Source organism: Clostridium felsineum DSM 794 (assembly GCF_002006355.2).
Taxonomy (GTDB): Bacteria; Bacillota; Clostridia; order Clostridiales; family Clostridiaceae; genus Clostridium_S; species Clostridium_S felsineum.
The window spans coordinates 3,290,821-3,313,505 of the sequence record NZ_CP096980.1 but is presented as its reverse complement, the minus strand read 5'-3'; the positions used below and the strand labels follow the sequence as shown (position 1 = coordinate 3,313,505).

Sequence of the window (22,685 nt, the reverse complement as noted above, 5' to 3'; positions counted from 1 at the left end):
TTTATGAAGGATGTATTTAAGGAAATAAAAGAAAAATTTTATTTTACGGGAAATATAAAAGAAGATAGTCAAAAACTTCTTAAGGCTTATGGAAAGTGTTCAGTGGCAGAACATAGTATTGGGGTGGCAAAGGAAGCTAGATATTATAGCTAAACAATATGTAGGAAATTGCAATGAAGCTGAAATAGCAGGATTACTTCATGATATAAGTGGTATTTATGAAAATAAAGAAAGACTTTTGGTAGCAGAGAAGCTTCAACTAAATATTGTTGAGGAGGAAAAGGTTCTACCATTGATTTTACACCAGAAAATATCTAGAGTTATGGCTGAAGATTTATTTGAAATTAAAAATAAGAAAATTTTAAGTGCTATTGAATGCCACACAACTTTAAAGAAAAATGCCTCTAAAATGGATATGGTTTTATTTATAGCAGATAAGATTAAGTGGGATTAAAAAGGAATTCCTCCATATCTTGAAAAAGTTCAAAGTGAGTTAAAAATATCTCTAGAAAAAGGGGCTTTATGTTACATAGAGGAAGCTATAAAAAATGTACAAGTAATTCATCCATGGCTAAAAGAAGCATATGAAGATTTAAAAGTTAAATAATAATATAATTTCTAGGAGGAAGGATGCTAAAAAAGATAATACATACAGTGTCCATAATAATATCCGTATCAGAGATTGCTGCATCGGTATATGTATATGTGTCAAAGGTGCCTTTTAAAGAGGATTTAATAAGCTACAACTTTATTTTGATTTTGTATCTTGTATTATTTTATGTTGGAGGTTATGGTATAAGGGATGCTATTAAACAAAGTAAAATACCTAAGAATCAAAGAAGAGAAAAGTATGGAGTGAAAAGTAGTTTGATAGTTGGAATTTTTGCTTTAGCTTGTGGAATACTCTTTGGGTTAAGCACTATTATGGATGTACACGATATGACTTTTAATGCTTACGAGTATACACAAAATAAAATAGTTTCCGATGTAATAAAGGTAAATAAAATAGAAATAGGTTATGCGCATAGTGGAAAAGGTGCTTTTAGAACTAGTACAAAGATAATTTCAGAAGTGGATGGAGTAAGTGTAAAAACTAAAAAGGAAGTAGAATTTAAGTACTGTTCTCTTTATATATATCAAGCTGTAGAGGGAAATACATATAAAGTGAAATATTTGCCTACAACCCATAAACTGCTTTCAATAGAAAAGGTAGAGGGGGCAAAATAGTTGTTTAAGAAAATTATAAATACAGTATCAATACTTATAGTATTAGCCTACATTTTGGTAGTTATATATGGCTTGTATTGCAATGTACCTTTTAAAAATGAGTTTAGTAAGGATAGTATAGTTTTGATTCTGTATCTTGCCTTCTTCTATTTAGGTAAGGCTTGTCTATCCGATACTATAAAATCAAAAAAAGGCCCCAAAGAAAAAAAGACCTCTAAAACTGTTATTGTAATTGGAAGCATATTTTTAGTCTCAGGAATACTTTTAGGGGTTGCTACTTTAGATAATATATACAAGTTAAGGATTGATTCAAGCGAATATAAAAATGGTGATATAATTTCAGTAGAGCTTAAGGTTAAAAAAATCACAATAGAAACTAATACAGGTGGTCGTGGTGCTAGTAGACATGTCACAACCGAAATAACAGAAATAGAAGGTACAAACATTCGTAATAATGAAAAATTAGAATTTAAACATTGTTCTTTTTATGTATCGGAAATTTCACAAGGACAAGTTTACAATGTAAAATATCTTAAAACCACACATAGAATATTAAATATACAAGAAAAGAAGTAAGTTGAAGGTGATGCTTTGACGAAAGTAATAGACAGAATAGGACTAGCAGCAGCTGTTTTAACTATAATATCATCAATTATTGTAACTATTTATTCATTGGTTCTTAAATATCCTTTTAAGTGGGATATATTCGGGCTTTATGTGTATCTTATAATGTATACAGCGTTCTTTTGTGTTACTAGAAATTTTTTTAAGAAGGCTAGTGAAATTAATAATTCAATCGAAAAATCTAAATCAAAACATAGAAGGAAAAAATTCAGGATATTTGGTATAATATTTTTGGTTTTTTGTATAAGTTCATTTAAAATAATTTATTTAAGGCCAGAGACTTTGGAGGAAAACTAATGAAGAAGGCAATTTATATAGCAATTGATATGGTCTTAAATATAATCTGTATTCTAATATTTATAGAAGGAATAAGGATAGGTAATGAGGCTAAAGCACCTTTTTTAAATGATTATGATAATATAAGTGGACCACTTAAAATAGGTGCGGTATTATTTGTATTTGGAAAATCTATATTTAAGAGCTACTTTAAAGTCAAAAATAATAATAGAGGATGGGTTTCAGAAAAAAGCCTTAGTGCTAGAAAAGTTTTTGGAATAATGTTTATAGTGGTTTCTTTATTGCTTATTTTTGGTGCTTGGACGCAGAATGATGAACTTCAAGATAATTTAAAAGATTATTATGGTGGGAAAACAGTAAATGATATTGTTGTTATAACAGGCTTAGACTTTGATAAACCTAAAGGTAGTAAGAATAAAATAATTTCAGCTGTACACGCAAAAAGTATTAAGAATAATAAAAAGATAGATTTTTATGATAATATCTACAGTGAGTATGAATTTTACATTGGAGAAACCTATAAGATAAAATATCTACCAACTACAAATAGGATACTATCTGTAAAAAAAGAGGGTAATGATATAATGAATAAGGGTGATGGTAGTGAATAACAATATTAAAAGACGAACTATAATGATTTTTCCGGAGTTTTCTAATATGCAAGTAATAGATAAAATTAGAGAAAAGTATGATCCTTTATTCAAGCATGTAAGGGGTCATGTTACTTTGGCTTTTACCTTTAAAAGTAATCTTACCCAAAGTGAAATTGAAGAACATATTAAAAGAGTATGTGTAGAATTTAAAAGTTTTAAGTTAAGTTTGCAAGGAATATTAAAGGTGGACAATGAATTTGGAAGATACTTGTTTTTAGAAGTAAGACAAGGAAGAAAAACAATAAAAGAACTTAGTTGTAGGCTTTATACAGGAATATTAGAAAGTTATAAGCCGGAATGGTTTAGTGATGAAAAGCTTTTGCCACATATGACAATAGGGCAGTTTAAAAATAAAAATGAAATAGACAGAGCTTTTGAAGAAGTTCAAGATATTAAGGACAAGTTTACTACAACAGTAAATAAGATTTCCGTAGAGATTGTTGATGAGAATGAAGATTCAATTATTGAGTTTGATGTGGCATTGAGGGATTAATATAAGTTTTATTTTTAGCTAAGTGTAGGGTGAGAATTAAGAGTTATGGTTAATAAAGAAAGCGAGGAGGATAAATTATGATTATACGAGAGATAAGACCAGGTGATGCATATTCATTTTGGAGAATGCAATTTGAACTTGATAAAGAAACAGAGTACATGATGTATGAGCCAGAAGAGAGAAGCAGTAATTTGAACTTTATAAATAGTCTAATTAGAGATGCAGTGGAAGGAGATGATCTACTTTTAGTTGCAGAGGAAGAGGGAGAAATTATTGGATATATTTCTGCAGCAAGAGGGGTCCTTTCAAGAATCAAACACTCAGCTTATATTGTAACGGGAGTAAAAAAAGAGTTCCAAAGAAAAGGAATTGGCAATAAACTCGTTAAGAAAATGAACTTATGGGCACAGAATCAAAATATAAAAAGGCTTGAACTAACAGTAATATGTGAAAATGAAGCTGCAAAACGCCTTTTTGAAAAAAATGGTTTTGTTATTGAAGGAATAAAAAAGAATGCCATGCTTATTGGTAAAGAATATTTAGATGAATTTTATATGGGAAAATTATTGTAATTATATATAAGGTAATAGTTTCTTTATCTTATATATAAAAAAACTAATGAATGCACTGATTATGAATTACATTCATTAGTTTTTTATTTTGTTAATATAAAATAGTGAGAGTAGAACGTAAAAGAAAGAGAGTATACTAAAGATGAATAGATGGAAATTTAAATTGGCAGTTTCTCTATGTGCTATAGTTGTGGCAATATTAAGCATAAGAGATAAGAATATCGTTACTGCAATTCTATATATTTTATTGGCAATAGTATATGGTATAGCTGCTGCTTATAATTATAAAAAAGGTGAAAAATCATAAATTGATTTTTCACCTTTTTTGGTTTGAAGTTTATGAAAAACAGCAAAATTGTACTAATACTAAGCAAGATAATTAATGAATTATAGTTTGCTAATTGTTAATATAGTAATGAAAAAAGTATTTAGTGTATCAATAATGTACTAAAATAGGAGGGTTTTATAATGAATCGAGTAAAGAGAAATAACTCTCACAGTAAATGGACTATATTATTTGTTGTAGTGTTAATGTCTTTTTTGTCTTGTGTTAGCAGTAGTATTGTAAATATAGCATTACCTAAGATGGCAAAACAACTTTCTATAAGTATGGCTGAAGTAACTTGGATTGTAAGTAGCTATATAATGGTTATTTGTGCTAGTCTTTTAATATTTGGAAAGTTAGGAGACATAAAAGGAAAAGCTAAAATATTTAAAATAGGAACTTTAATATTTACACTTGCTTCACTCATGTGTGGATTTTCAAATTCATTAACTATGCTTATAATTTTTAGAATAATTCAAGGTATAGGAGCAGGAGCTTACATGGCTAATAATCAAGGAATTATTACTCAAATCTTTCCAGTTGAAGAAAGAGGAAAGGCACTTGGAATTTTAGCTTCAGCTGTTGCTCTTGGAACTATGCTTGGAGCTCCTGTAGGCGGATTGATTATAAATTCTTTTTCCTGGAATTATTTGTTTTTTGTGAATGTGCCTATAGGAATCATTGCCTTTGCAGCAGGTTTAAGAGTGCTTCCAAAGGGGAAAAAAGATTGTAAAAAATTGGACATAAAAGGAGGCATTTTGTATTTTATAGCAAGCCTACTCTTATTCGGAGCTTTAAATGCTGCCCAGAACTTTGGGTTTGGAAATGTTATACTTATGGTAAGTTTGATAATTTCAATATTTCTGTTTATAATTTTTGGTATATTGGAAATAAAAACAGAAAATCCACTTTTGGAGCTTAAAATTTTTAAAAATAATATTTTTTCATTAAGCCTTTTTTGTGCACTTGTATCATTTGCATGTATTCAAGCATCAACTATTATAATACCGTTTTATCTTCAAGATACACTTAAAATGTCTGCCTCTATTGCTGGAATATTTTTGATGCTCCAACCAATAATCATAGCTGTAATTTCACCTGTTGCGGGAAATTTAGCAGATAAGATAGGATCAGAAATATTGACATTTTTAGGTCTTGTACTTATGGCTTGTGGATTTTTATTTATGTCTTTTTTAAATGAGAGTTCTTCTTTAATAATAGTAGTATTTTATATGGTTATAATAGCTTTAGGACAAGGACTTTTTCAACCAGCAAATAATTCACTAATAATGTCATCAGCACCTAGAAATAAGCTAGGGGTAGTCGGAAGTATTAATTCACTCGTAAGAAATATTGGACAAATAATTGGAATAATTTTATCTGGAACTATTTTATATGATTTTATGAGTCTAAAGCTAGGATATAGGGTAACTGATTATGTTTTTGGAAGAGATAATGTTTTCGTTTATGGAATGAAATATGTGTACATTGTTTTGGTTTGCATGTGCTTTATAGGTATGTTTTTTACAGGATTCAGAATGTATAGAAAAAAGCATTGTATGTGAAGAGCACAAATAATTATATTAAGTATGTGAAGAGCACAAATAATTATATTAAGAAATTATTATAAGCTTATACACAAAATAATATTAAAAGTTAAACATTATGAAGTAAACTTAAAGCATATCTATTTGGTATATGGAGTTAAGTTTACTTCTTTAATTTATTTTCTTAGTAATCAGCTGGAAGGGTGCTTGCATCCAATAAGTTTTTAGGTAATTTAAATGGAGAAACTGTTACATCACTTTCTATATAAACAGGCTTTGCTTGTTTTGTTGAAGGATCTATTAGCATTATCCATGTAGCATGTACATTTTGAGCCTTATATAATCCATTTGGGTCAGCCTGAGGTAAAGTTATTCCATTGTCTTTAGAATATTTAGGGTTGGTGTATTCTGTACCATAAGGTAAGCCATAGCCCATAGATTCACCTAAATATGTGAATTTACCAGTCATATCATTTTTTATATAAGAATAGGTTATAAGATTGGAGTTATCGCAGTCTTCCATTATAGTTTTCATCATGTTTTTTTCATAAAAGTTTGTTATGTTAGGCATTCCTATTTGGCTGCTAGCTTGCTCTTGCAATGCTTCTGTTTGCTTTGCTTGTTTAGTATCATTATCTGGATTTCTAGGAATAAAAATTATCAAAAGCACTAGAACTATAAAAATAGCTAATGGGATTAGAAGAAATTTTTTTTTGCTCTTTTTTTTGGAATTATTATTATAATACATATTAAAATCTCCTTAACAATTTTTAATAATCAGAGGGCAATGTATTTGAGTCTATCAAGTTTTTAGGTAATTTAAATGGGGAAATGGTAACATCACTTTCAACGTAAACAGGTTTTGCTTTTTTTGTCGCCGGATCAATTAGCATTATCCAAGTTGCATTAACATTTTCAGCTTTATATAGACCATTCGGATCAGCCTGAGGTAGTGTGACTCTGTTTGAAGAACTACCGGTTGAATATTGAGGATTAGTATACTCTGTACCATAAGGTAAACCATATCCCATGGCTTCACCTAAATATGTGAATTTACCAGTCATATCATTTTTTATATAAGCATAGGTTATGAGATTAGAATTATCACAATCTTCCATTATGGTTTTCATCATCCGTTTTTCATAAAAGTTTGTTATATTAGGCATTCCAATTTTGCTACTAGATTGCTTTTGTAAGGCTTCTGTTTGTTCTGCTTGTTTAGTATCATTAGATTTGTCACAACCACTAAAGAATAACGCGCTTGAAGTTGTTGCAAAAATCAATAATATTGTTATAAATATTTTTTTCATTATAAAGTCCCCCAGTTTATTTTATATTTCCATTTCTACAATCAATAAGAAACTTCCTTAAATCTTTATTTTTTATTTGATTTTCATTAAAGTCAGCAAATGACTCATTGATGTGAGATATTATAGCTTGTCTTGCTGCTTTGTCTGTTGTCTGCGATAATTCTAATTTATATTTAGATAAATCTTGGATAACGCCATCAACATATCCCTTTGAAGCATGAAATTTATCAGTTTCAGAACTACTAATGTCAACACCTACGGTGCGATTGTAAATAGCTTGTAACTCTCCTGATGCAAATCCTAAAATTACTAATAATATAAATGCCACAAAAGTACCTATTAAATATTTTTTCATAGTAATATTCCCCCTAAATAAATTTTTGTATTATGTGTAAATTTTTCATATAAAGTGTTGATTTATAAATATTAGCACCACAACAAAAAACTTTCAATAGGGTTTTTCAAAAAATATAAAAAGGTAAAGAAAAACTCATATTTAATTTAAATTAATGAAATAAGTAATATGAATATTTAATAAACTTTAGCTAATGGCTGATTAATATGAAAAAATATTATTTACTCAGAGAACTGTTTTTATTTAAGATTTAATTACTATAATTAGATTGATTGCCTTGGCAGATTAAATAAGACTTAGAAGGTTTATTTCAAAAGGGTATGTAAAAAAATCTTTGGAAAAGAATTGTATAAGGATGAACAAAATATAAATATATTTTTAAGTTTACTTAGTTAAGCCAATGCAGAAGGTTAATCCTATTTCGTTAATGATTTTATATAAATTTGTTTGACAATGGGAAATTACAACATTATACTTAGTAAGTACTTAGTAAGTATAAAAATTAATGTTTAGGAGTGGTAAATTGAAAAGTAATTCAAAGTCAAGGATGAGTCATGAAGAAAGAAAAAAGCAAATTATAAGTGTGGGAAAAGAACTTATGTTAAAAAAGGGCTTTGGTTTTACTGCTAAAGATATTGCTAATGTTATAGGAATTAGTGAGACTATGGTATACTGCATTTTCCCTAATAAAAAGAAAATAATAGAGGCCATATATTCTAAAATTTTTAGTTCTATAGAAATTTCTGGACTTCCTAAGGAAGCTGGGGAAAATTATCGTAGTGAACTTATAGATTATTTTATGTACTTTTATAAAAATGTTATGGAGAAAAGCATACTAGAATTTCATTTTCTTTATGCAATGGATAAAACGGGCAATAGACCAGACGTGTCATTATTTACAAAATTAGATTCAAATTTAAATGGACCCCTTGAAAATTATATAATTTCAGGTATAAACAAAGGCTATTTTAGAAAAGTTGATGCAGGATCTTCAGCAGAATTTATATATGGTGCTTTTTTCAACTTTATATTTTTTCATGAACTTTTTTTAAGAGAGAAGCTTTCTCAGGATGAAATAAAATCTAAAATAACAGCATTTATAGATTATTTTATAAATGGGATAAGTAAACTTTAGTTAGGGGATGATTGATGTGAAAAAAATATTATTTACTCCAGGAATTGCTGCTATTGAAGCCTTAGGTACTATAACTAGATTGGTTGCCTTGGCAGATGAAATAAGAAAGAGAAGAGAGGACGTAAGTATACTATTTAGGGCTGCAGGGAGAGAAGCAGACTATGCCGAAGCTTGTGGATACAAAGTTATACGAGGATATAAACCCCATATGGAGGAAATATGGGAAAAGGGAAATAGCAATTTTATTAAAGAAAGTGCACCTAAACTTAAGTTTTCTATTAATAGCTTATGTGATGTAATAAGACTTAAGGGACTTATTTCAAAAGATTATGTGCAAAATACCTTTAAAGAAGAAATGGAATTAGTAGAAACTTTTAAACCAGATATTATTTTGGGAGAGTTTGAAATGATCATGCCTATAGTAGCAAAGAAAATGAATGTACCGTATTTCAGTACAGGAAGTACAATAGGAAAAAAGGATTTTTGCTATTTGGGATTTTCGAATAAAACTACAGAGGGATATGCTGAAAATTATAATGAACTTTTAGAAGTTTTAAATTTAAAAACTATTGAAAATGTGTGTGAACTTTTAGTAGATTATAATTGTGATAAAACATTTATTCCAAGTATACCTGAACTTGAGGATTTGAAATATAATAATAAAAATGTATTTTTAGGATCGATTACACCTAAAAACTTCACAAAGATCAATTTTAACTTCGAAAAAAAGCGACCATTGATATATGTTTATTTAAGTGTAGGAGAGGTAGCTTCTGAAGTATGTCAAAAGGTGATTTTAGATACATTTTTAAATTCAGAATTTGATGTTATAGCTACAGCAGGCGGCAATCCAAGGTTTAAAGATAGTGTGAATTATAGTGCTGAAAATGTACACTTTTTAAATATGGTTCCATCAGACGAGGTTCTAAAAATGGCAGATGTTGCTATTCATCATGGTGGTCAGAATACAACAGTGCAGTGTATTGAAAATAGAGTACCTGCAATTATTTTTCCTGGAAAACATTTTGAACGCTCTTTTAATGCTGAGAAGGCCGCTGAAATAGGATGTGCATTAAATACCGATATAGAAAATTTTAATAAAGAATTTCTTTTAAAAACATGCAGAGAAATTATTAAGGATAATACATTTAAGGAAAAGCTTAAAATATACTCAGATGAAATAAAAAGTTTTGGTGGTGCGGCTAAAGCGGCAGAAATTATATTAAATTATTAAGTATGTATAATGTAAAAAGTCATACTGAAAATACTACGTAAGTATTAAAAAAGGAGAGTATATGGACAAAGAACTATTTTCAATAGGTGAATTCTCAAAAATATGTGCTGTTTCAATTCAAGCCTTAAGATATTATGATAAAATTGGTATTTTAAAGCCTAAGAGTATAGATAAAGAAACGGGATATAGATTCTATAGCGATAGACAAATTGTTATTGTTATGATAATTAAACAAATGGCATCACTAGGTTTGTCTTTAAAGGAAATAGGCGAATTTTTACATAAAAATGATATGGAAGATATAAAATATTTATTCAAAGAAAAAAGGAAGATAATTAGAGAGAAGATTAATGAATTAGTGTATGCAGATAAAAGTTTTCAGCTATATATTGATAATATTAATATGAGAAATGGAGCGGATTTTTCATGTATAGAAATAAAAAAAATACCTCCAAGAAAGGTTATTTATTTTAGAAACATTATAAAATTGAATGAAACTGGTTTTTCTAAATTGTTTAATGAAGCTAACAAAATGCCTTCAAGAAAAAAATGGTTAACCAAAGGCAGCTATATTGCCATATACCACGGAAAAAGAGTTTTAGGAGAACCATGTGATATTGAAGTATGCATGGAAATTGAAGAAGAAATTATAGGAAAAGAAAAGACTAAAACAATAAGTGGAGGATACTATTTATGCAAAATGCATTTAGGTGCGCATAAAAATAAACCGAAAACTTATAGTCAATTAATAGATTATGCAAACGAAAATAAACTTAGAATAATAGGAGAACCTGTGGAAGTATATCATGTAGATATTTCGATAACTAGAAATTCTGATGAGTTTATTACGGAAATTCAAATTCCAATAGAAAATGTATTGACTCTATAGCAATAATAGACTTTATAATTCTTCTTGATGATTAGATTGAGGAGGTTGTAAAAATGAGATTTTTTGTTTTTTGGTTGTTAGGTATTGTTGTAGGGGTTGTAACAACACTAACTAATCCTGCAATAAAAAATGTACACTTAATAGTAACAAATTTATTATTTTATCAACTTGTAATAACAGTAACGTTGGCTGGTATTCAAGGCTTTATAGGACATGTACTCATGTCTGATATGGTGGCAGAATATATTGGATGGCAAAAGGGAAGCCCATTTCAAAAAGAATTAGGATATAGTGAATTAGGAATGGGAATTTCCGGTGTATTATGTATTTGGATGAGTAAGGATTCATGGTTAGCTATAATAGTTATATTCTGTACATTGTTCCTAGGAGCTACGGTGGTACACATAAAAGAAATGATAAAAAATAAAAATTTTAATGCAGGAAATTCGTTTGTTGTTTTACCAGATGTAATTATACCAGTAACATTGATTGTGCTTTATATTATTAGATATTTTAGCTAATTGTAGTCTGTAAAATTTTGTAACTATTGATTAGAAAGTGGAAAATTACATTGTAATTTTCCACTCTTTAAATTAGAAATTTAAAACTTTAGTTTGAGGTTTATTTATAAGCATGTTATTTATAACCTTAAGAGTAGCAGCATCCACATTTCCAGTAGCAGAAAGTGAATTTTGACTTTGGATTAAGCTAACGGCAGCTTTTGTTTGGGTTCCATAATAACCAGTAGCACTTGATATATTAGAGCCTAAATAAATTAAAGCATTTTGAAGGCTTACAACATCATTACTTGTAGTTCCATAATTCAAAGGTAAAGTGCTAAAATTCAAAAGGGCATTTCCAGCTTTATTGGATAACTGGCTATTTATAGTATATAAAGTAGCGGCATCCACGTTTCCGGTAGTAGGTAGTGAATTTTGACTCTGAATTAAACTAATAGCAGCTTTTGTTTGAGTTCCATAATAGCCAGTAGCACTTGATATATTATAACCTAGATAAATCAAAGCATTTTGAAGGCTTACAACATCATTACTTGTAGTTCCATAGTTTAAAGGAACATTCATAGATAAAGGTGCTTTGTTTACATTTATTGAAAAATCTTTTTCAGAATCAAAGGAACTACTGCTTAAATTATCTTTAACAAAGGTTTTTACAGTATAACTTCCAAAGGTACTTGGTGTAAAAGTGAAATTTGGAGAAATACTGTATAAATTAGAGGAAACAAGTACTCCATTCTTGTATACTTCATATCTGTATTTGATTCCAGAGCTACTTCCGTCAGAGGTAGTTGAAGTAAGGGTAATAGGACTTCCGTCTAACATATAGCCACTTGCAGTTGTGCGAGATATTTTAACAGGATTAAATACTGTAAGCGAAGTACTGCCCATAACACTATAAAGTGCCTCTTCTAATGCATCTTTAGCATAAACATAAATTTGATAAATGCCTCCAGTACCTGGAGTAAACGAAAAATTATTATTAGCATTGTAAGGGGTATTAGTAACTAGTGAGCCGTTATTATATACTGCAAAACTATAGGAAGAGTTTCCAGAACCGCCTGAAACATCAGCACTAAGGTTTGCAGAATTACCAGATATAAGTTGCTCATTATCTAAGATGAAACTGCTCAAAATAGGTGAAGCATAGGTTTTAAAGTTTGCAGAAGCTACTGAATCATAAGAGTTAGTAGACAGTGCATCCTTAACATACAATTTAACTGAGTAATCTCCAAAGGTAGCTGGTGAATATGAAAAATTACTATCAGAGGAAAAATCTTGTGTAGTAACTAAGGTTTCATCACGATAAATTTCATATTTATACAAATAATTTTGAGACCCCCCTGTTACCATAGGTGTAAAAGTAGTACTTTGTCCTTGAAGCAATTCTATTTTACTTAAATTTATACTTTGCACAGAAGGAACATTATATAGAGTGAAATTCAAGCTTTGTTTTGAATCAAAGTCTGCCTTTGAAAGAGTATCCTTTACGTATAAGGTAGCAGTATATGTACCAGAAACATTAGGATTTATTGTAAAGGCTGGACTTGAGCTGTAATCTGTACTTTGAACTATTGCTCCATCTTTAGAGATATCATATCTATACATATAACCAAGAGTACTTCCACCAGAAGCTGAGGCGTTAAAGTTTATAGTTTTTTGGGAAACTATTGCGTCAGTTGTATCTTCTGTAAAACTGTCAATATTAACAGCAGGTATTGCTTGTACGCTTAAAGCAGTTGAGAGAGTATCGTCAAAATCTTTATCAGAATATATATCTTTTATTTTTACATAAACCTGATAGTTTCCTGAATTTGAAGGAGTAAAAGCAAAACTGCTATTTGAGCTGTAGTTTGTTTCGCTTAAGAGAGCGCCATCTTTAATAACTCCAAATTTAAATAGGTAACTTCCGTAGCCATCTTGACCTGTAGCGTTATAATTTACAGTTTGTCCTAAATAAATTTGATTATTGGTAGTATTATTTGTGTAAGAAGCAAGCTTGGCATATTTTATAACACTGTCTACAATTGAGTTATTGTAGTAAAAGCCTAAAATATCCTTATAACTTTGACCTAAGGTTGCACGCTGAGAAGCACCTATTTGACTCATTCCAAGTCCGTGACCATAACCTTTTCCACTGAAGGTATAGATTCCTTTAGTACTATCATAGCTTAAATACCACATAGAGCTTTGAAGATTTAAAAAGGTTCTGCACTTATCTGAGGTTATGGCTTTGGATTTTAATGTTCCAGTAGAATCCTTATAAGTTATAGTTAAACTGGAAACTCTGCCGCTTATATATCTTGTTATAGAATTTAAATCTATACTTACAAAATTGTCTGTTGATGCCAGATACCCCTTACTTTTTAAAGTGGCATCTATAGTTGCATTGGAAAAGGTTTTATTTCCTTGAGACCATGAGCCGTTATCAACAGTTTGGTTATTATAAATATCAGGTTTAGAAATTAAATATGGCGAAGAGGAGCCCCATACGTTTTTAACATCTTCTGTATATCCTCCATGGGAAGCAGAAAAAACTGCATTTATAAGGTTGTCATTATAAGTAACAACTTGTCCTTTTGTTAAATCAACAGCTTGGATTATATGAGTATCACTTGGGACAGAACCTCTATAAGTTTGATAGTTAATTGTATCATCAAAATCATAACCTAAATTAGCCTTGGCGCCTAAATTATTTAAAGCGTAGGTTCTTGATGCAACTGCCTGAGATTTTAAAGCTTCCATGGGAAAATAATCGGACATTTCAAAGCCTACAACACCCTTTAAGTAAGATTCCATAGAAGTAGAATCTATAGGCAAAATTTTGCCGCCACTAACATTAAAAACAAAGTTTCCTGGATAACTATATGTTTGACTGCCGCTTGTTATAGTAATCAAATTAGAAGAATTATTAGGAGTAAGGCTAATGTATGGATAAATAGTTCCATTAAGGGCTATTCCACTGCCGTTTACTGATAAATTTAATGTAGATTGAGAGGGAATAAGGGTTCCGTTTAACATATAATCTCCATTTAATTTAATACTTATTGTCTGATTAGTCATTGTAACTAAACCTATTTTAAGGTCGTTAAAATAAGCTTGATTTTTGTAAGCCAATACCTTCATTCCACCGAAAAGTGGAAAATACGAAAGGGTAACAGCCATTACAGTGAACCCTGAAAGTAATTTCAAGCGTCTCTTTTGCATATTAGTTTCACCTCTTATCTTTTGATTGTGTGAGAGAAAATATTATAATCTGCGCGCGGTTCTCCCAAAGCACTTTATTCAATTATCGTAAGGTTTATCTTTTAATTTTCAAGCAAATATTGGTATTGATATATGATGAAATAAGCAATTAAAATATTGTGCTATTTATAGAAAATATAAGAAAAAGATGATATAGTTTTGTTAGGAAATTAATGTAAAGGATGATGTCCAAATTACACCTTTAGATATAATAATTATTGTAGTTATTTGGAGTATATATAAACAATTACCCAAAAAAATATTATTTTTTACTTAAGAACTAAAAAGGAATGTTTAAATAGCTAATACATTTTTATAAATTGAAAATACTATTTGTGAAGGGAGTGGTTAATGTGAACAAAAAAGATAAAATTCAAAATGAACGTCGTACACCAATAGAAAAGCATGACACTGCAGCTTGGGCAAATATAGATGAAGAGAAGCCAGTGTCAAAAGTATCAATTCCAAGTAATTTTGATGTGGATAATGCTAAGGATTATGTAGATTCTAATCAAAAGTAAAGAAAAGTAAAATAGGAGATGGTCCATCTCCTATTTTTAAGTATTTATTAATGAGTTTTGTAATATAAATCCAAATGATAAAAATAAGATAAATTGTTTATTTTGTATTACGGTTAGAGGGAAGGAGAACAATTTTATGAAATTAAAATACAGAAAAAGGTTCAAAGTTATTAGTGTTTTAATAATACTTCTTATACTTTTTATGTTGTTTAATATATATAGAAGATATTATAGAAATACTGATAAAGAAAAGAATAAATTGAATGGACAAGTATATAGATCAGATATTTCGCCTATAACTTTTGATTGGTATATTAATTATCCAGGAATTACTACTAAATGGGGAAATAATTTTATATCTAAATATGTTACAAATAAAACAGGAGTAAGTCTGAACTTTATTATTCCAAGTGGAGATGAAACAGAAAATTTAAACGCTATGATAGATAGAGGTAAGTTACCGGATTTTATAACTTTGAATGCTTGGGATGATGAATGCAAAAAATTTACAAAAGAAAAATTAGTTTTGTCACTTGATAAGCTTGCAAAAAAATATGATACATATTTTTTAAAAATTGCTAACAAACAAAAATTAGAGTGGTATAAGCAAAATGATGGACATGTATATTGTTATCCCAACTTTTCCTTGAATGTAAAAGATAAGGATGATTATAGAGAAGACAATCCCTCTAATCAAACTTTTTTGGTGAGAAAAGATATATATGAAGCTATAGGAAAACCAGATATGAGGACTCCAGAAGGTTTCTTAAATGCTTTAGAAAAAGCCAAGGAAAAATATCCTACTGTAGAGGATAAAACAATGATACCCTTAGGAATGGATGAATTTGATGATTTAGGTAATTTGTCATTAGATAGTATCTTACCTGATTTTTTAGCAGTACCATTTGAGAAGGAAGGTAAGATTTATGACAGAAGAACTGACCCCGAATATATAACATGGTTAAGAACGTTAAGAAAAGCTAATGAACTTGGATTGCTTTCGAAAGATATATTTGTTGATAAGAAGGGGCAAATTAAGGAAAAAATTGCTGATGGAAGATATTTTTCCTTGCTTTATCAAAGAACAGATATGGTTGATGAACAATTACACTTATATAAAATGGATAAAAACAAAATTTATATACCTGTTTGTGGACCAGCAAATTCAAAACTTGATGAGCCTAGATTACCTTCTGATAGTATATCAGGATGGACTGTTACATTTATTTCAAAAGATTGTAAGAATCCAAAGAGGGCAATAAAATTTCTTAGTTATTTAATAAGTGAGGAGGGTAATAAAGATTTATTTCTAGGTAAAGAGGGTGTTTTGTGGAAATATATTAATGGAAAAGAGCAATTTAAACCTGAAGTAATCAATTTATTAAATAATGATAGAAAAGCATTTTATGAAAAATATGGAGCTGAGAAAACTTATTGGATGCTTATGGATACTGATTTTATAAATAAATGGGAATCGGCTAAACCAAAAGCAATACAGATATTGGAGAGTTGGCCAAAGGGAAAAACTTATAACTTTTCTGTATACGATCAAATTAATCCATATGCAGATACTGAAGAAGGCGCGGTGTATGAAAAAATAAATTATAAATGGAAAAATACATTGAAAAATTTGCTTACATCAAAAAGTGATAACGAATTTAATCAAATATTTAGCGATTTTTTGACTTATGAAAAAAATGAAGGATATTCAAAGGTACAAGCCTATCAGCAAAAAAAATTCGAAGAAAATAAAAGAAAACTTAATATAAGTAAGTGAGTGTAGAAACAGAGGTATTTTAAATGAGAGATTATATTATATTGTTTATAAAAAATGTTAGAGATTTTTTTATAAAAAAGAACTTAATGAAAAAGCTAATAATTACTTATATATTGGTTATTGCAGTTCCTATAATGTTTTTTTCTGTATATACCTTTAAATCTCTTGAGGTTAATGCTAAAAAAGATGCAATAAATAAGCATAGTTATGAACTTAATGTTGAATATAGTGATATTGAAAAAAATATATATATTATGAGAAATGTTTTAAGTGCAGTAAAAAATAATGAGGATGTTATGAATTATATTGATCCTCACAAAAGTACAGATTTAAAAGAACTTATAAAATTTAATGATGTAACGTACAAGGAGATAACAAATTTACAGAATAATAATCCAAATATTAGGCAAATAAATATATTTACTAACAATCCAGAGGTTAATGAAATTTGGCCATTAATATATAGTGAAAAACGAATTATAGGAGATAAATGGTACAAAAACACATTAGATAAGGATGGAGCTGCATATTGGAATATAAATCAATGTGATAACGATATCAAAAAGGATTCTTTAGAAGATCAAGATAATGGTGAATTAATAGTTTCGCTAAATAAAGAAATTAAATCTCAAAGTAGTAAGGATATAGGCATAATAAGAATCACTATGTTATCAAAAAACTTTTTTCCTAACATGTTTAATAATGATAAATTAAATAATAGTCAAATATTTATTTTCAATACAAGAACTTTAGATTTAATAACAAATGAGAATAATATTATTTTGAAAAGATTACATTTTGATAGAAAGCTATTTAAAAAATCTATTATGGGAAAGTTAAAGGACAGTAAAGGAGATATATCATACAGCCAAGGAAATGAAAAATATATTCTACTTTATATGGAATCACCTCTAGCAAGTGACTATTTGATATGTGTTATACCTTTAAATAATATTACTAAAAGTGTAGCATATTCAAGGAAAGCTTTATTATCTGAAAGTTTGTTACTACTACTACTATTATCAATTATCATATATTTTGTTACAAAAATTATATTAAAAAGATTGTATTTAATCCTAAACTCAATTAGGCAAATAAGAACTGGAAACTTAGAAGTGGATATACCCGTATATGGCAGTGATGAAATAGGTGTATTGGCCCATAATTTTAGAGAAATGATGAAAAAAATAGATGAATTGATAAAAGAAAATATCAAAAAGGAAGTCATTGGCAAAGAAACGGAGTTAAGAGCATTAAAAAGTCAAATAAATGCACATTTTTTATTTAATACGCTGGAGAATATAAGGGTAATGTCATTAGTTGAAGGGAATTATGTAGTTGCAGATTCATTAGTTTCGTTAGCAGATATGATGAGATATAACATAAAATGGGACAATGATTTTGTGTCTTTAAATGAAGAATTAAATCATATTAAGAAGTATATTTCATTAATGACTTTGAGATATGAATATTGTATAAATTTACATGTTGATATAGATGAAAATTTTTGTCAGTTAAAAATACCTAAGTTAATAATTCAGCCATTAGTAGAGAATGCAGTTAATCACGGCCTTCGTGAAAAATTAAGAAAAAAGGATGGTAATATTTATATATCAGTTAGAGAAGATGGAGATTATTTGAATTTAAATGTAATGGATGATGGAAAAGGAATGAATAAAGAAGAAATACATATTTTATATGAACATATTAATGGAAAGGTGCATGAAAAACTTGGTTTGGGCATTAAAAATGTAAATGATAGAATAAGACTTTTTTATGGCAAAAATAGTGGTGTTTATATAGAAGCTGAAAAAGAAAGTTATTCGAAATTTATAATTAAATTGTATAATAAAGATGAGAATTCCATTTAGAGGAGTGAGAAAAATGTATTCGGTCATGATTGTAGATGATGAACCCCTTATTAGAACGGGATTAAATAAAACTGTTAAATGGGAGGAATATGGATTTAAAGTTATATGTGAATGCTCTAATGGTGAAGAAGCAATAGAAGAACTTAGGAAGCAAAAAATTGATTTTATAATTACAGATATCAAAATGAATAGAGTTAGTGGAATAGACATTTTAAGAATTGTAAGGAATATGAAATTAAATACCATTGTGGTACTTTTAAGTGGATATGACGAGTTTTCATATGCTCAAGAGGGCCTTAGGTTAGGAGCTTTTGATTATATATTAAAGCCTTTGAATACTGAAAAACTACAAAATGTATTAGTTAATGCCTATAAAAAATTAGCTGAAAATGATAAAAAAAGTTATGAATTTAAGCTTAATAAAACAATATCTAGAGAAAAGATTTTATGTGATTTATTAAAAGGTAAGAATTTAATTGATATGGATGAGTATATTTTAAAATATAAACTTCCACTAATTAAGGATAAAGTACAGGTAGCAATTGTTGAAATAAATAAGCTTGTTATTAGCAGTGAAAAATTAATTGAAAATGATCAATGTAACTATTTAGAAAGGGCTATTGATAATGCTATTAAAATGGAATTTATAAATAAAGGCATTACACATTATTCTATAGTAGATGGTGATTTGGGAAGAAAATTTATAATTGTACAAGCAGATTGGAAAATTGAAATAGCAGTTTTAGATAATATGTTTACTGGAGCGTTAAAAAGTATTCTTAGGACATGTAATGATGACTTGGGTATAGTAGTTAACATAGGAATTGGAAAAGGGTATAGTAAAATATATTTTTTATATAAAAGTTGTATAAATGCAAAAGAAGCTTTAAGTTATAAATATATTTTAGGAACCAATAGGGTTATTCACTTTGAAGAATTAAAAGAGATGAGTAATAGAAATTTTATTTATCCTGAGCAGCAAGAAAAGATTCTAGTAGAATACATAATTGAAGGTAAAGATGATTCAATTAATATACTAAAAGAACTGATAAAAGAAATAGCGCAAGTAATGAACTTTGACGTATTTAGAATTAACATCATAATTACTCAGGTTATAAATAATATTTATACTAAAGTGTTAAAAAAGTATAGTGCATTAAAAGAATTGTACAATTTAAGCGAAATTGTTAAAGTAGGATTTTTGGGTAATGAAACTTTAAGTAATATTGAAGAAAAGCTTATAGATAATATATCCTCACTTATAAATGTTATAAAGGAATATAAGTTAAATCAAAGAAATAATGTAGTTCAAAAGGCATGTGAGTATATTCTTAAGCATGTTAATGAAGACATTACACTAACCTCCATTTCAAATCATTTAAATATAAGTAAGAATTATTTTTGTTCAATATTTAAGCAGCAAACAGGGGAAAACTTTTTAGAATATTTGACTAAAGTTAAGATGGATAGAGCAAAGATACTTTTAAAAAATTATGATTATAAAGTATATGAAGTAAGCGGCATGTTGGGATACAAAGAAACAGGATATTTTAGCAAACTTTTTAAGAAGCATACAGGAAATACTCCTATTGAATATAAGAAGTATGGGAAATAAAAGGTAAAATTATAAAATTACAAAAGTACATACAACTCGTAAGATTAATTTGAAATAGTAATTTTTTCACACTAAATAGTAAATTTGTACTATTAATTTAAATAAATAGATGTTATATAATATCTATGAAGCAATAAAAAATAGCTATTATAATAAATTGCTTTATAGAAATGTATTTAATTGTTATTACGTAATAATTTTTGTAGAGGGGTCAAATGTAGTACTAAAAACATTAAGGAGGGAAAATTATGTTTTTTAAAAATAAGTTTAAATTAGTAATGTTATCAATTTCAATATTAATATTTTCCTTAGGTTGCTTTGGAAACGGACTAAAGGTCTCCGCCAATAGGGTAATAAAATACGGAGCCTTTTTTGCAGATCAACCTACAACACAAGGGATAAAGGATTTTGAAAGTTTACAGCGTAAGCATCTTGATGAAGTAAATATGTTCATTAATTGGAATACCAACTTTTCTGATGTAAAATCAAATTTTGATGCTGTATATGGAGACAATTCTACAATGTCACTTACCTGGGAAGCTTGGGGACTTTCTAATATGGATATAGTAAATGGAAAAAAAGATGCATATATAAAACAAATGGCTTTAGATATGAAAGCCTATAAAAAGAATATAATTATAAGATTATTTCATGAAGGCAACGGTAACTGGTATGATTGGGCAGTGGGAGATAGTAAAGTAAATACAAACGAAACATATAAGGCAGCATTTAGACATGTTGTAGACATATTTAGATCAGTAGGAGCGGCTAATGTTAAATGGAATTTCAATGTTAATTGTTCAAGCGTAGGAAATGGTTCAAGCTACTTAGGTCAATATCCAGGTGATGATTATGTAGATACTATATCAATAGATGGATATAATTGGGGAACAACTCAAAGTTGGGGTAGTAAATGGCAATCTTTCGATGAAATATTCTCTCAACCTTACAATGCATTAAAAGTAAAAAATAAGCCAATAGAAATATCTGAGTTTTCATCTACAGAAATAGGTGGAAATAAAGCAGCATGGTATACAGATGCTTTTAATCAATTAAATTCAGATAAATATAGTTTAATAAATTCAGTTGTTTGTTTTAGTATAAATAAAGAAACTGATTGGAGAATAAATTCTAGTGCTTCAGCTTTAAGAGCATATATAGCAGGTATACACAGGTAATAACTAGGATTTGTGAAAAGAAAATACTACTAAATATTAATAGAAAGGTTCAAGAATTAGAGAGTATATTCTTGAACCTTTTTTATATTTACAGTTTAAGCAAGCCCAACAAAAATAACACCTATGATTATAAGAGTCAAGCCAGTAATCTTAAATTTTGTGATTTTTTCATGAAGAATAATTCTAGAAATAATCATGGACCATATGTAAGTAATTGAGGACATTGGCATGACTACTGATAAAGGCATATACTTAAGAGCATATATATTCGTTAAAGCTGCACTTACATATAAAAAACCCCCTATGTATAAAAACTTGTTTGTAAGAATCGATACTATTGTACCTCCTGAGGTGGATTTTTTAAAACAGAAGCCTCCAAAGGAGCCTAAAAGAGTCATTATAATAATTACAAAAGGTAAAATTATATTATTATTCATCATTCATCACCTATACCTATAAATGCAACGCCTAACATAATAAGCATTACACCTATTATTTTTTCTACACCAATGGATTCCTTTAAAAGAAGGTAAGATACTATTATTGTAAATACATATCCCATGCTCATCATTGGATGTATAACAGAAAAACTTCCATACTTTAATGCAATTATCATGCCTACAGCACCTACTGCATAAAATAAGAATCCAATTAGTATGTAAGGAATGTTATGCATAGCAGACAATTTCCACATATATTGGCCTACAGTTGTACATATTGAAGCTAAGAGTATTAAAATTATACCCTTCTGATTTTTCTTATAAGAACTTATTATACTATTCATAGTTGTTGTCACCTTTTCATTTTTAACATTACTATACTATTTTATTTTATTATTATAAATATAGCAACATACTTTTGTTTTATAAATATCTAAATAGGTGTAAAATATAATGTATACAATTAGCTTGGGTTACAAAAATTACCTTATACTACAGAAAGGAAATGAAAAATAATGTTTGTTCAAAAATGTAGAAAATGCTCAAAAAATTTTAGATGGACAACTATTGTAACTTCACTTTTAAAAGGACTTGGTAAGCCTATTGAATGTTTGAATTGTAATACTAAATACTATATGAAGATGGTATATCGAGTTATAATTACGGTACTTATACCACTTCCAATTTTATTCCATAATTTTTTATATGAAATATTTAAATCCTATTCCTTTCTTTTTTATATTATATGGATTTTTATAATAATAACTCTTTCTCCATTTTTTATAAGATATGATACAAAGAAACTATAGATTGAATATCTATGTGAATATGAAAAAAATGAAGGAATATTTATAGCTCGAG

At 28.5% G+C, this 22,685-nt stretch carries 26 protein-coding genes; 20 read left to right on the top strand and 6 right to left on the bottom strand.

The annotated features are described in order from the left end of the window. Positions 1–3 precede the first annotated feature (3 nt). The 10 genes from CLFE_RS15800 to CLFE_RS15755 all read left to right on the top strand — a co-directional run bounded on the left by CLFE_RS15800 (position 4) and on the right by CLFE_RS15755 (position 5,756). Positions 4–153 carry a hypothetical protein gene (locus tag CLFE_RS15800; RefSeq protein WP_169851013.1) on the top strand — a complete coding sequence of 50 codons (150 nt, stop codon included), beginning with the start codon at positions 4–6 and terminating at the stop codon, positions 151–153. Next, entirely contained in the window at positions 89–454 is a 366-nt protein-coding gene (locus CLFE_RS15795; protein ID WP_139356225.1) for an HD domain-containing protein, read from the top strand. The genes CLFE_RS15800 and CLFE_RS15795 overlap by 65 nt, the downstream gene beginning before the upstream one ends. Positions 455–630: 176 nt before the next feature. After that, positions 631–1,227: a hypothetical protein gene (locus CLFE_RS15790; RefSeq protein ID WP_077832654.1), complete on the top strand. Its 597-nt coding sequence runs from the start codon at positions 631–633 to the stop codon at positions 1,225–1,227. Then, complete coding sequence (locus tag CLFE_RS15785; protein WP_077894940.1) at positions 1,228–1,803, top strand: hypothetical protein; 576 nt, start codon at positions 1,228–1,230, stop codon at positions 1,801–1,803. It begins immediately after the preceding gene. 15 nt (positions 1,804–1,818) lie between these two features. After that, positions 1,819–2,148, top strand: a complete 330-nt coding sequence (locus CLFE_RS15780) for a hypothetical protein (protein ID WP_077894939.1) — start codon at positions 1,819–1,821, stop codon at positions 2,146–2,148. Next, the gene (locus CLFE_RS15775; protein WP_077894938.1) at positions 2,148–2,759 is read left to right on the top strand and encodes a hypothetical protein; all 612 of its coding nucleotides are present in this window, start codon (positions 2,148–2,150) and stop codon (positions 2,757–2,759) included. Before CLFE_RS15780 ends, CLFE_RS15775 begins: the two co-directional genes overlap by 1 nt. After that, positions 2,746–3,294 (top strand): 2'-5' RNA ligase family protein, encoded by a 549-nt coding sequence (locus CLFE_RS15770; protein WP_242951706.1) that lies wholly within the window; start codon positions 2,746–2,748, stop codon positions 3,292–3,294. Before CLFE_RS15775 ends, CLFE_RS15770 begins: the two co-directional genes overlap by 14 nt. A 77-nt stretch (positions 3,295–3,371) precedes the next feature. Continuing rightward, positions 3,372–3,866: a GNAT family N-acetyltransferase gene (locus CLFE_RS15765; protein WP_077832657.1), complete on the top strand. Its 495-nt coding sequence runs from the start codon at positions 3,372–3,374 to the stop codon at positions 3,864–3,866. Positions 3,867–4,008: 142 nt separating this feature from the next. Then, positions 4,009–4,173 carry a DUF8582 domain-containing membrane protein gene (locus CLFE_RS15760; protein WP_169851011.1) on the top strand — a complete coding sequence of 55 codons (165 nt, stop codon included), beginning with the start codon at positions 4,009–4,011 and terminating at the stop codon, positions 4,171–4,173. Positions 4,174–4,334: 161 nt separating this feature from the next. After that, complete coding sequence (locus tag CLFE_RS15755) at positions 4,335–5,756, top strand: MFS transporter (RefSeq protein WP_077894937.1); 1,422 nt, start codon at positions 4,335–4,337, stop codon at positions 5,754–5,756. Positions 5,757–5,922: 166 nt separating this feature from the next. Here the strand turns inward: CLFE_RS15755 and CLFE_RS15750 are convergent, their stop codons facing one another. The 3 genes from CLFE_RS15750 to CLFE_RS15740 are packed head-to-tail and all read right to left on the bottom strand — an operon-like array spanning position 5,923 to position 7,403. Beyond that, the gene (locus tag CLFE_RS15750; RefSeq protein WP_077851902.1) at positions 5,923–6,486 is read right to left on the bottom strand and encodes a hypothetical protein; all 564 of its coding nucleotides are present in this window, start codon (positions 6,484–6,486) and stop codon (positions 5,923–5,925) included. Between the two features lie 22 nt (positions 6,487–6,508). After that, entirely contained in the window at positions 6,509–7,021 is a 513-nt protein-coding gene (locus CLFE_RS15745; protein ID WP_139356224.1) for a hypothetical protein, read from the bottom strand. Between the two features lie 43 nt (positions 7,022–7,064). Continuing rightward, complete coding sequence (locus tag CLFE_RS15740) at positions 7,065–7,403, bottom strand: hypothetical protein (RefSeq protein WP_077833856.1); 339 nt, start codon at positions 7,401–7,403, stop codon at positions 7,065–7,067. 523 nt (positions 7,404–7,926) lie between these two features. Between CLFE_RS15740 and CLFE_RS15735 the strand changes: the two genes are divergently transcribed. The 4 genes from CLFE_RS15735 (at position 7,927) to CLFE_RS15720 (ending at position 11,182) form a co-directional block, all read left to right on the top strand. Further along, positions 7,927–8,538 carry a TetR/AcrR family transcriptional regulator gene (locus CLFE_RS15735; protein WP_077894935.1) on the top strand — a complete coding sequence of 204 codons (612 nt, stop codon included), beginning with the start codon at positions 7,927–7,929 and terminating at the stop codon, positions 8,536–8,538. Between the two features lie 16 nt (positions 8,539–8,554). Next, positions 8,555–9,772 carry a glycosyltransferase gene (locus CLFE_RS15730; protein WP_077894934.1) on the top strand — a complete coding sequence of 406 codons (1,218 nt, stop codon included), beginning with the start codon at positions 8,555–8,557 and terminating at the stop codon, positions 9,770–9,772. Between the two features lie 61 nt (positions 9,773–9,833). Continuing rightward, positions 9,834–10,661, top strand: coding sequence for a MerR family transcriptional regulator (locus CLFE_RS15725; protein WP_077833853.1), 828 nt, complete (start codon positions 9,834–9,836; stop codon positions 10,659–10,661). Positions 10,662–10,714: 53 nt separating this feature from the next. Beyond that, the gene (locus CLFE_RS15720; RefSeq protein WP_077894933.1) at positions 10,715–11,182 is read left to right on the top strand and encodes a DUF6790 family protein; all 468 of its coding nucleotides are present in this window, start codon (positions 10,715–10,717) and stop codon (positions 11,180–11,182) included. A gap of 72 nt (positions 11,183–11,254) precedes the next feature. Here the strand turns inward: CLFE_RS15720 and CLFE_RS15715 are convergent, their stop codons facing one another. Next, positions 11,255–14,383 (bottom strand): SpoIID/LytB domain-containing protein, encoded by a 3,129-nt coding sequence (locus CLFE_RS15715; protein ID WP_077894932.1) that lies wholly within the window; start codon positions 14,381–14,383, stop codon positions 11,255–11,257. Between the two features lie 392 nt (positions 14,384–14,775). Between CLFE_RS15715 and CLFE_RS15710 the strand changes: the two genes are divergently transcribed. From CLFE_RS15710 to CLFE_RS15690, 5 genes are all read left to right on the top strand, one after another. Continuing rightward, positions 14,776–14,943 carry a CDIF630_02480 family spore surface protein gene (locus CLFE_RS15710; protein WP_077833850.1) on the top strand — a complete coding sequence of 56 codons (168 nt, stop codon included), beginning with the start codon at positions 14,776–14,778 and terminating at the stop codon, positions 14,941–14,943. Between the two features lie 136 nt (positions 14,944–15,079). After that, positions 15,080–16,720: an extracellular solute-binding protein gene (locus tag CLFE_RS15705; protein ID WP_077894931.1), complete on the top strand. Its 1,641-nt coding sequence runs from the start codon at positions 15,080–15,082 to the stop codon at positions 16,718–16,720. A gap of 23 nt (positions 16,721–16,743) precedes the next feature. Beyond that, the gene (locus tag CLFE_RS15700; protein WP_077894930.1) at positions 16,744–18,591 is read left to right on the top strand and encodes a sensor histidine kinase; all 1,848 of its coding nucleotides are present in this window, start codon (positions 16,744–16,746) and stop codon (positions 18,589–18,591) included. Between the two features lie 13 nt (positions 18,592–18,604). Beyond that, on the top strand, positions 18,605–20,206 hold the full coding sequence (locus CLFE_RS15695; RefSeq protein ID WP_077894929.1) for a response regulator transcription factor: 1,602 nt from the start codon (positions 18,605–18,607) through the stop codon (positions 20,204–20,206). A 248-nt stretch (positions 20,207–20,454) separates the two neighbouring features. Continuing rightward, positions 20,455–21,384 (top strand): glycoside hydrolase family 26 protein, encoded by a 930-nt coding sequence (locus CLFE_RS15690; RefSeq protein WP_139356222.1) that lies wholly within the window; start codon positions 20,455–20,457, stop codon positions 21,382–21,384. 95 nt (positions 21,385–21,479) lie between these two features. On the opposite strand, the gene CLFE_RS15685 is transcribed toward CLFE_RS15690, so the two are convergent. Together CLFE_RS15685 and CLFE_RS15680 are read right to left on the bottom strand one after the other, a co-directional pair. Further along, entirely contained in the window at positions 21,480–21,821 is a 342-nt protein-coding gene (locus CLFE_RS15685; RefSeq protein WP_077833846.1) for an EamA family transporter, read from the bottom strand. Beyond that, positions 21,821–22,168 carry an EamA family transporter gene (locus CLFE_RS15680; RefSeq protein ID WP_077833845.1) on the bottom strand — a complete coding sequence of 116 codons (348 nt, stop codon included), beginning with the start codon at positions 22,166–22,168 and terminating at the stop codon, positions 21,821–21,823. Before CLFE_RS15680 ends, CLFE_RS15685 begins: the two co-directional genes overlap by 1 nt. 171 nt (positions 22,169–22,339) lie before the next feature. On the opposite strand from CLFE_RS15680, the gene CLFE_RS24495 reads away from it, so the two are divergent. Beyond that, entirely contained in the window at positions 22,340–22,633 is a 294-nt protein-coding gene (locus CLFE_RS24495; RefSeq protein WP_077894928.1) for a TIGR04104 family putative zinc finger protein, read from the top strand. The last annotated feature ends 52 nt before the right edge of the window (positions 22,634–22,685 follow it).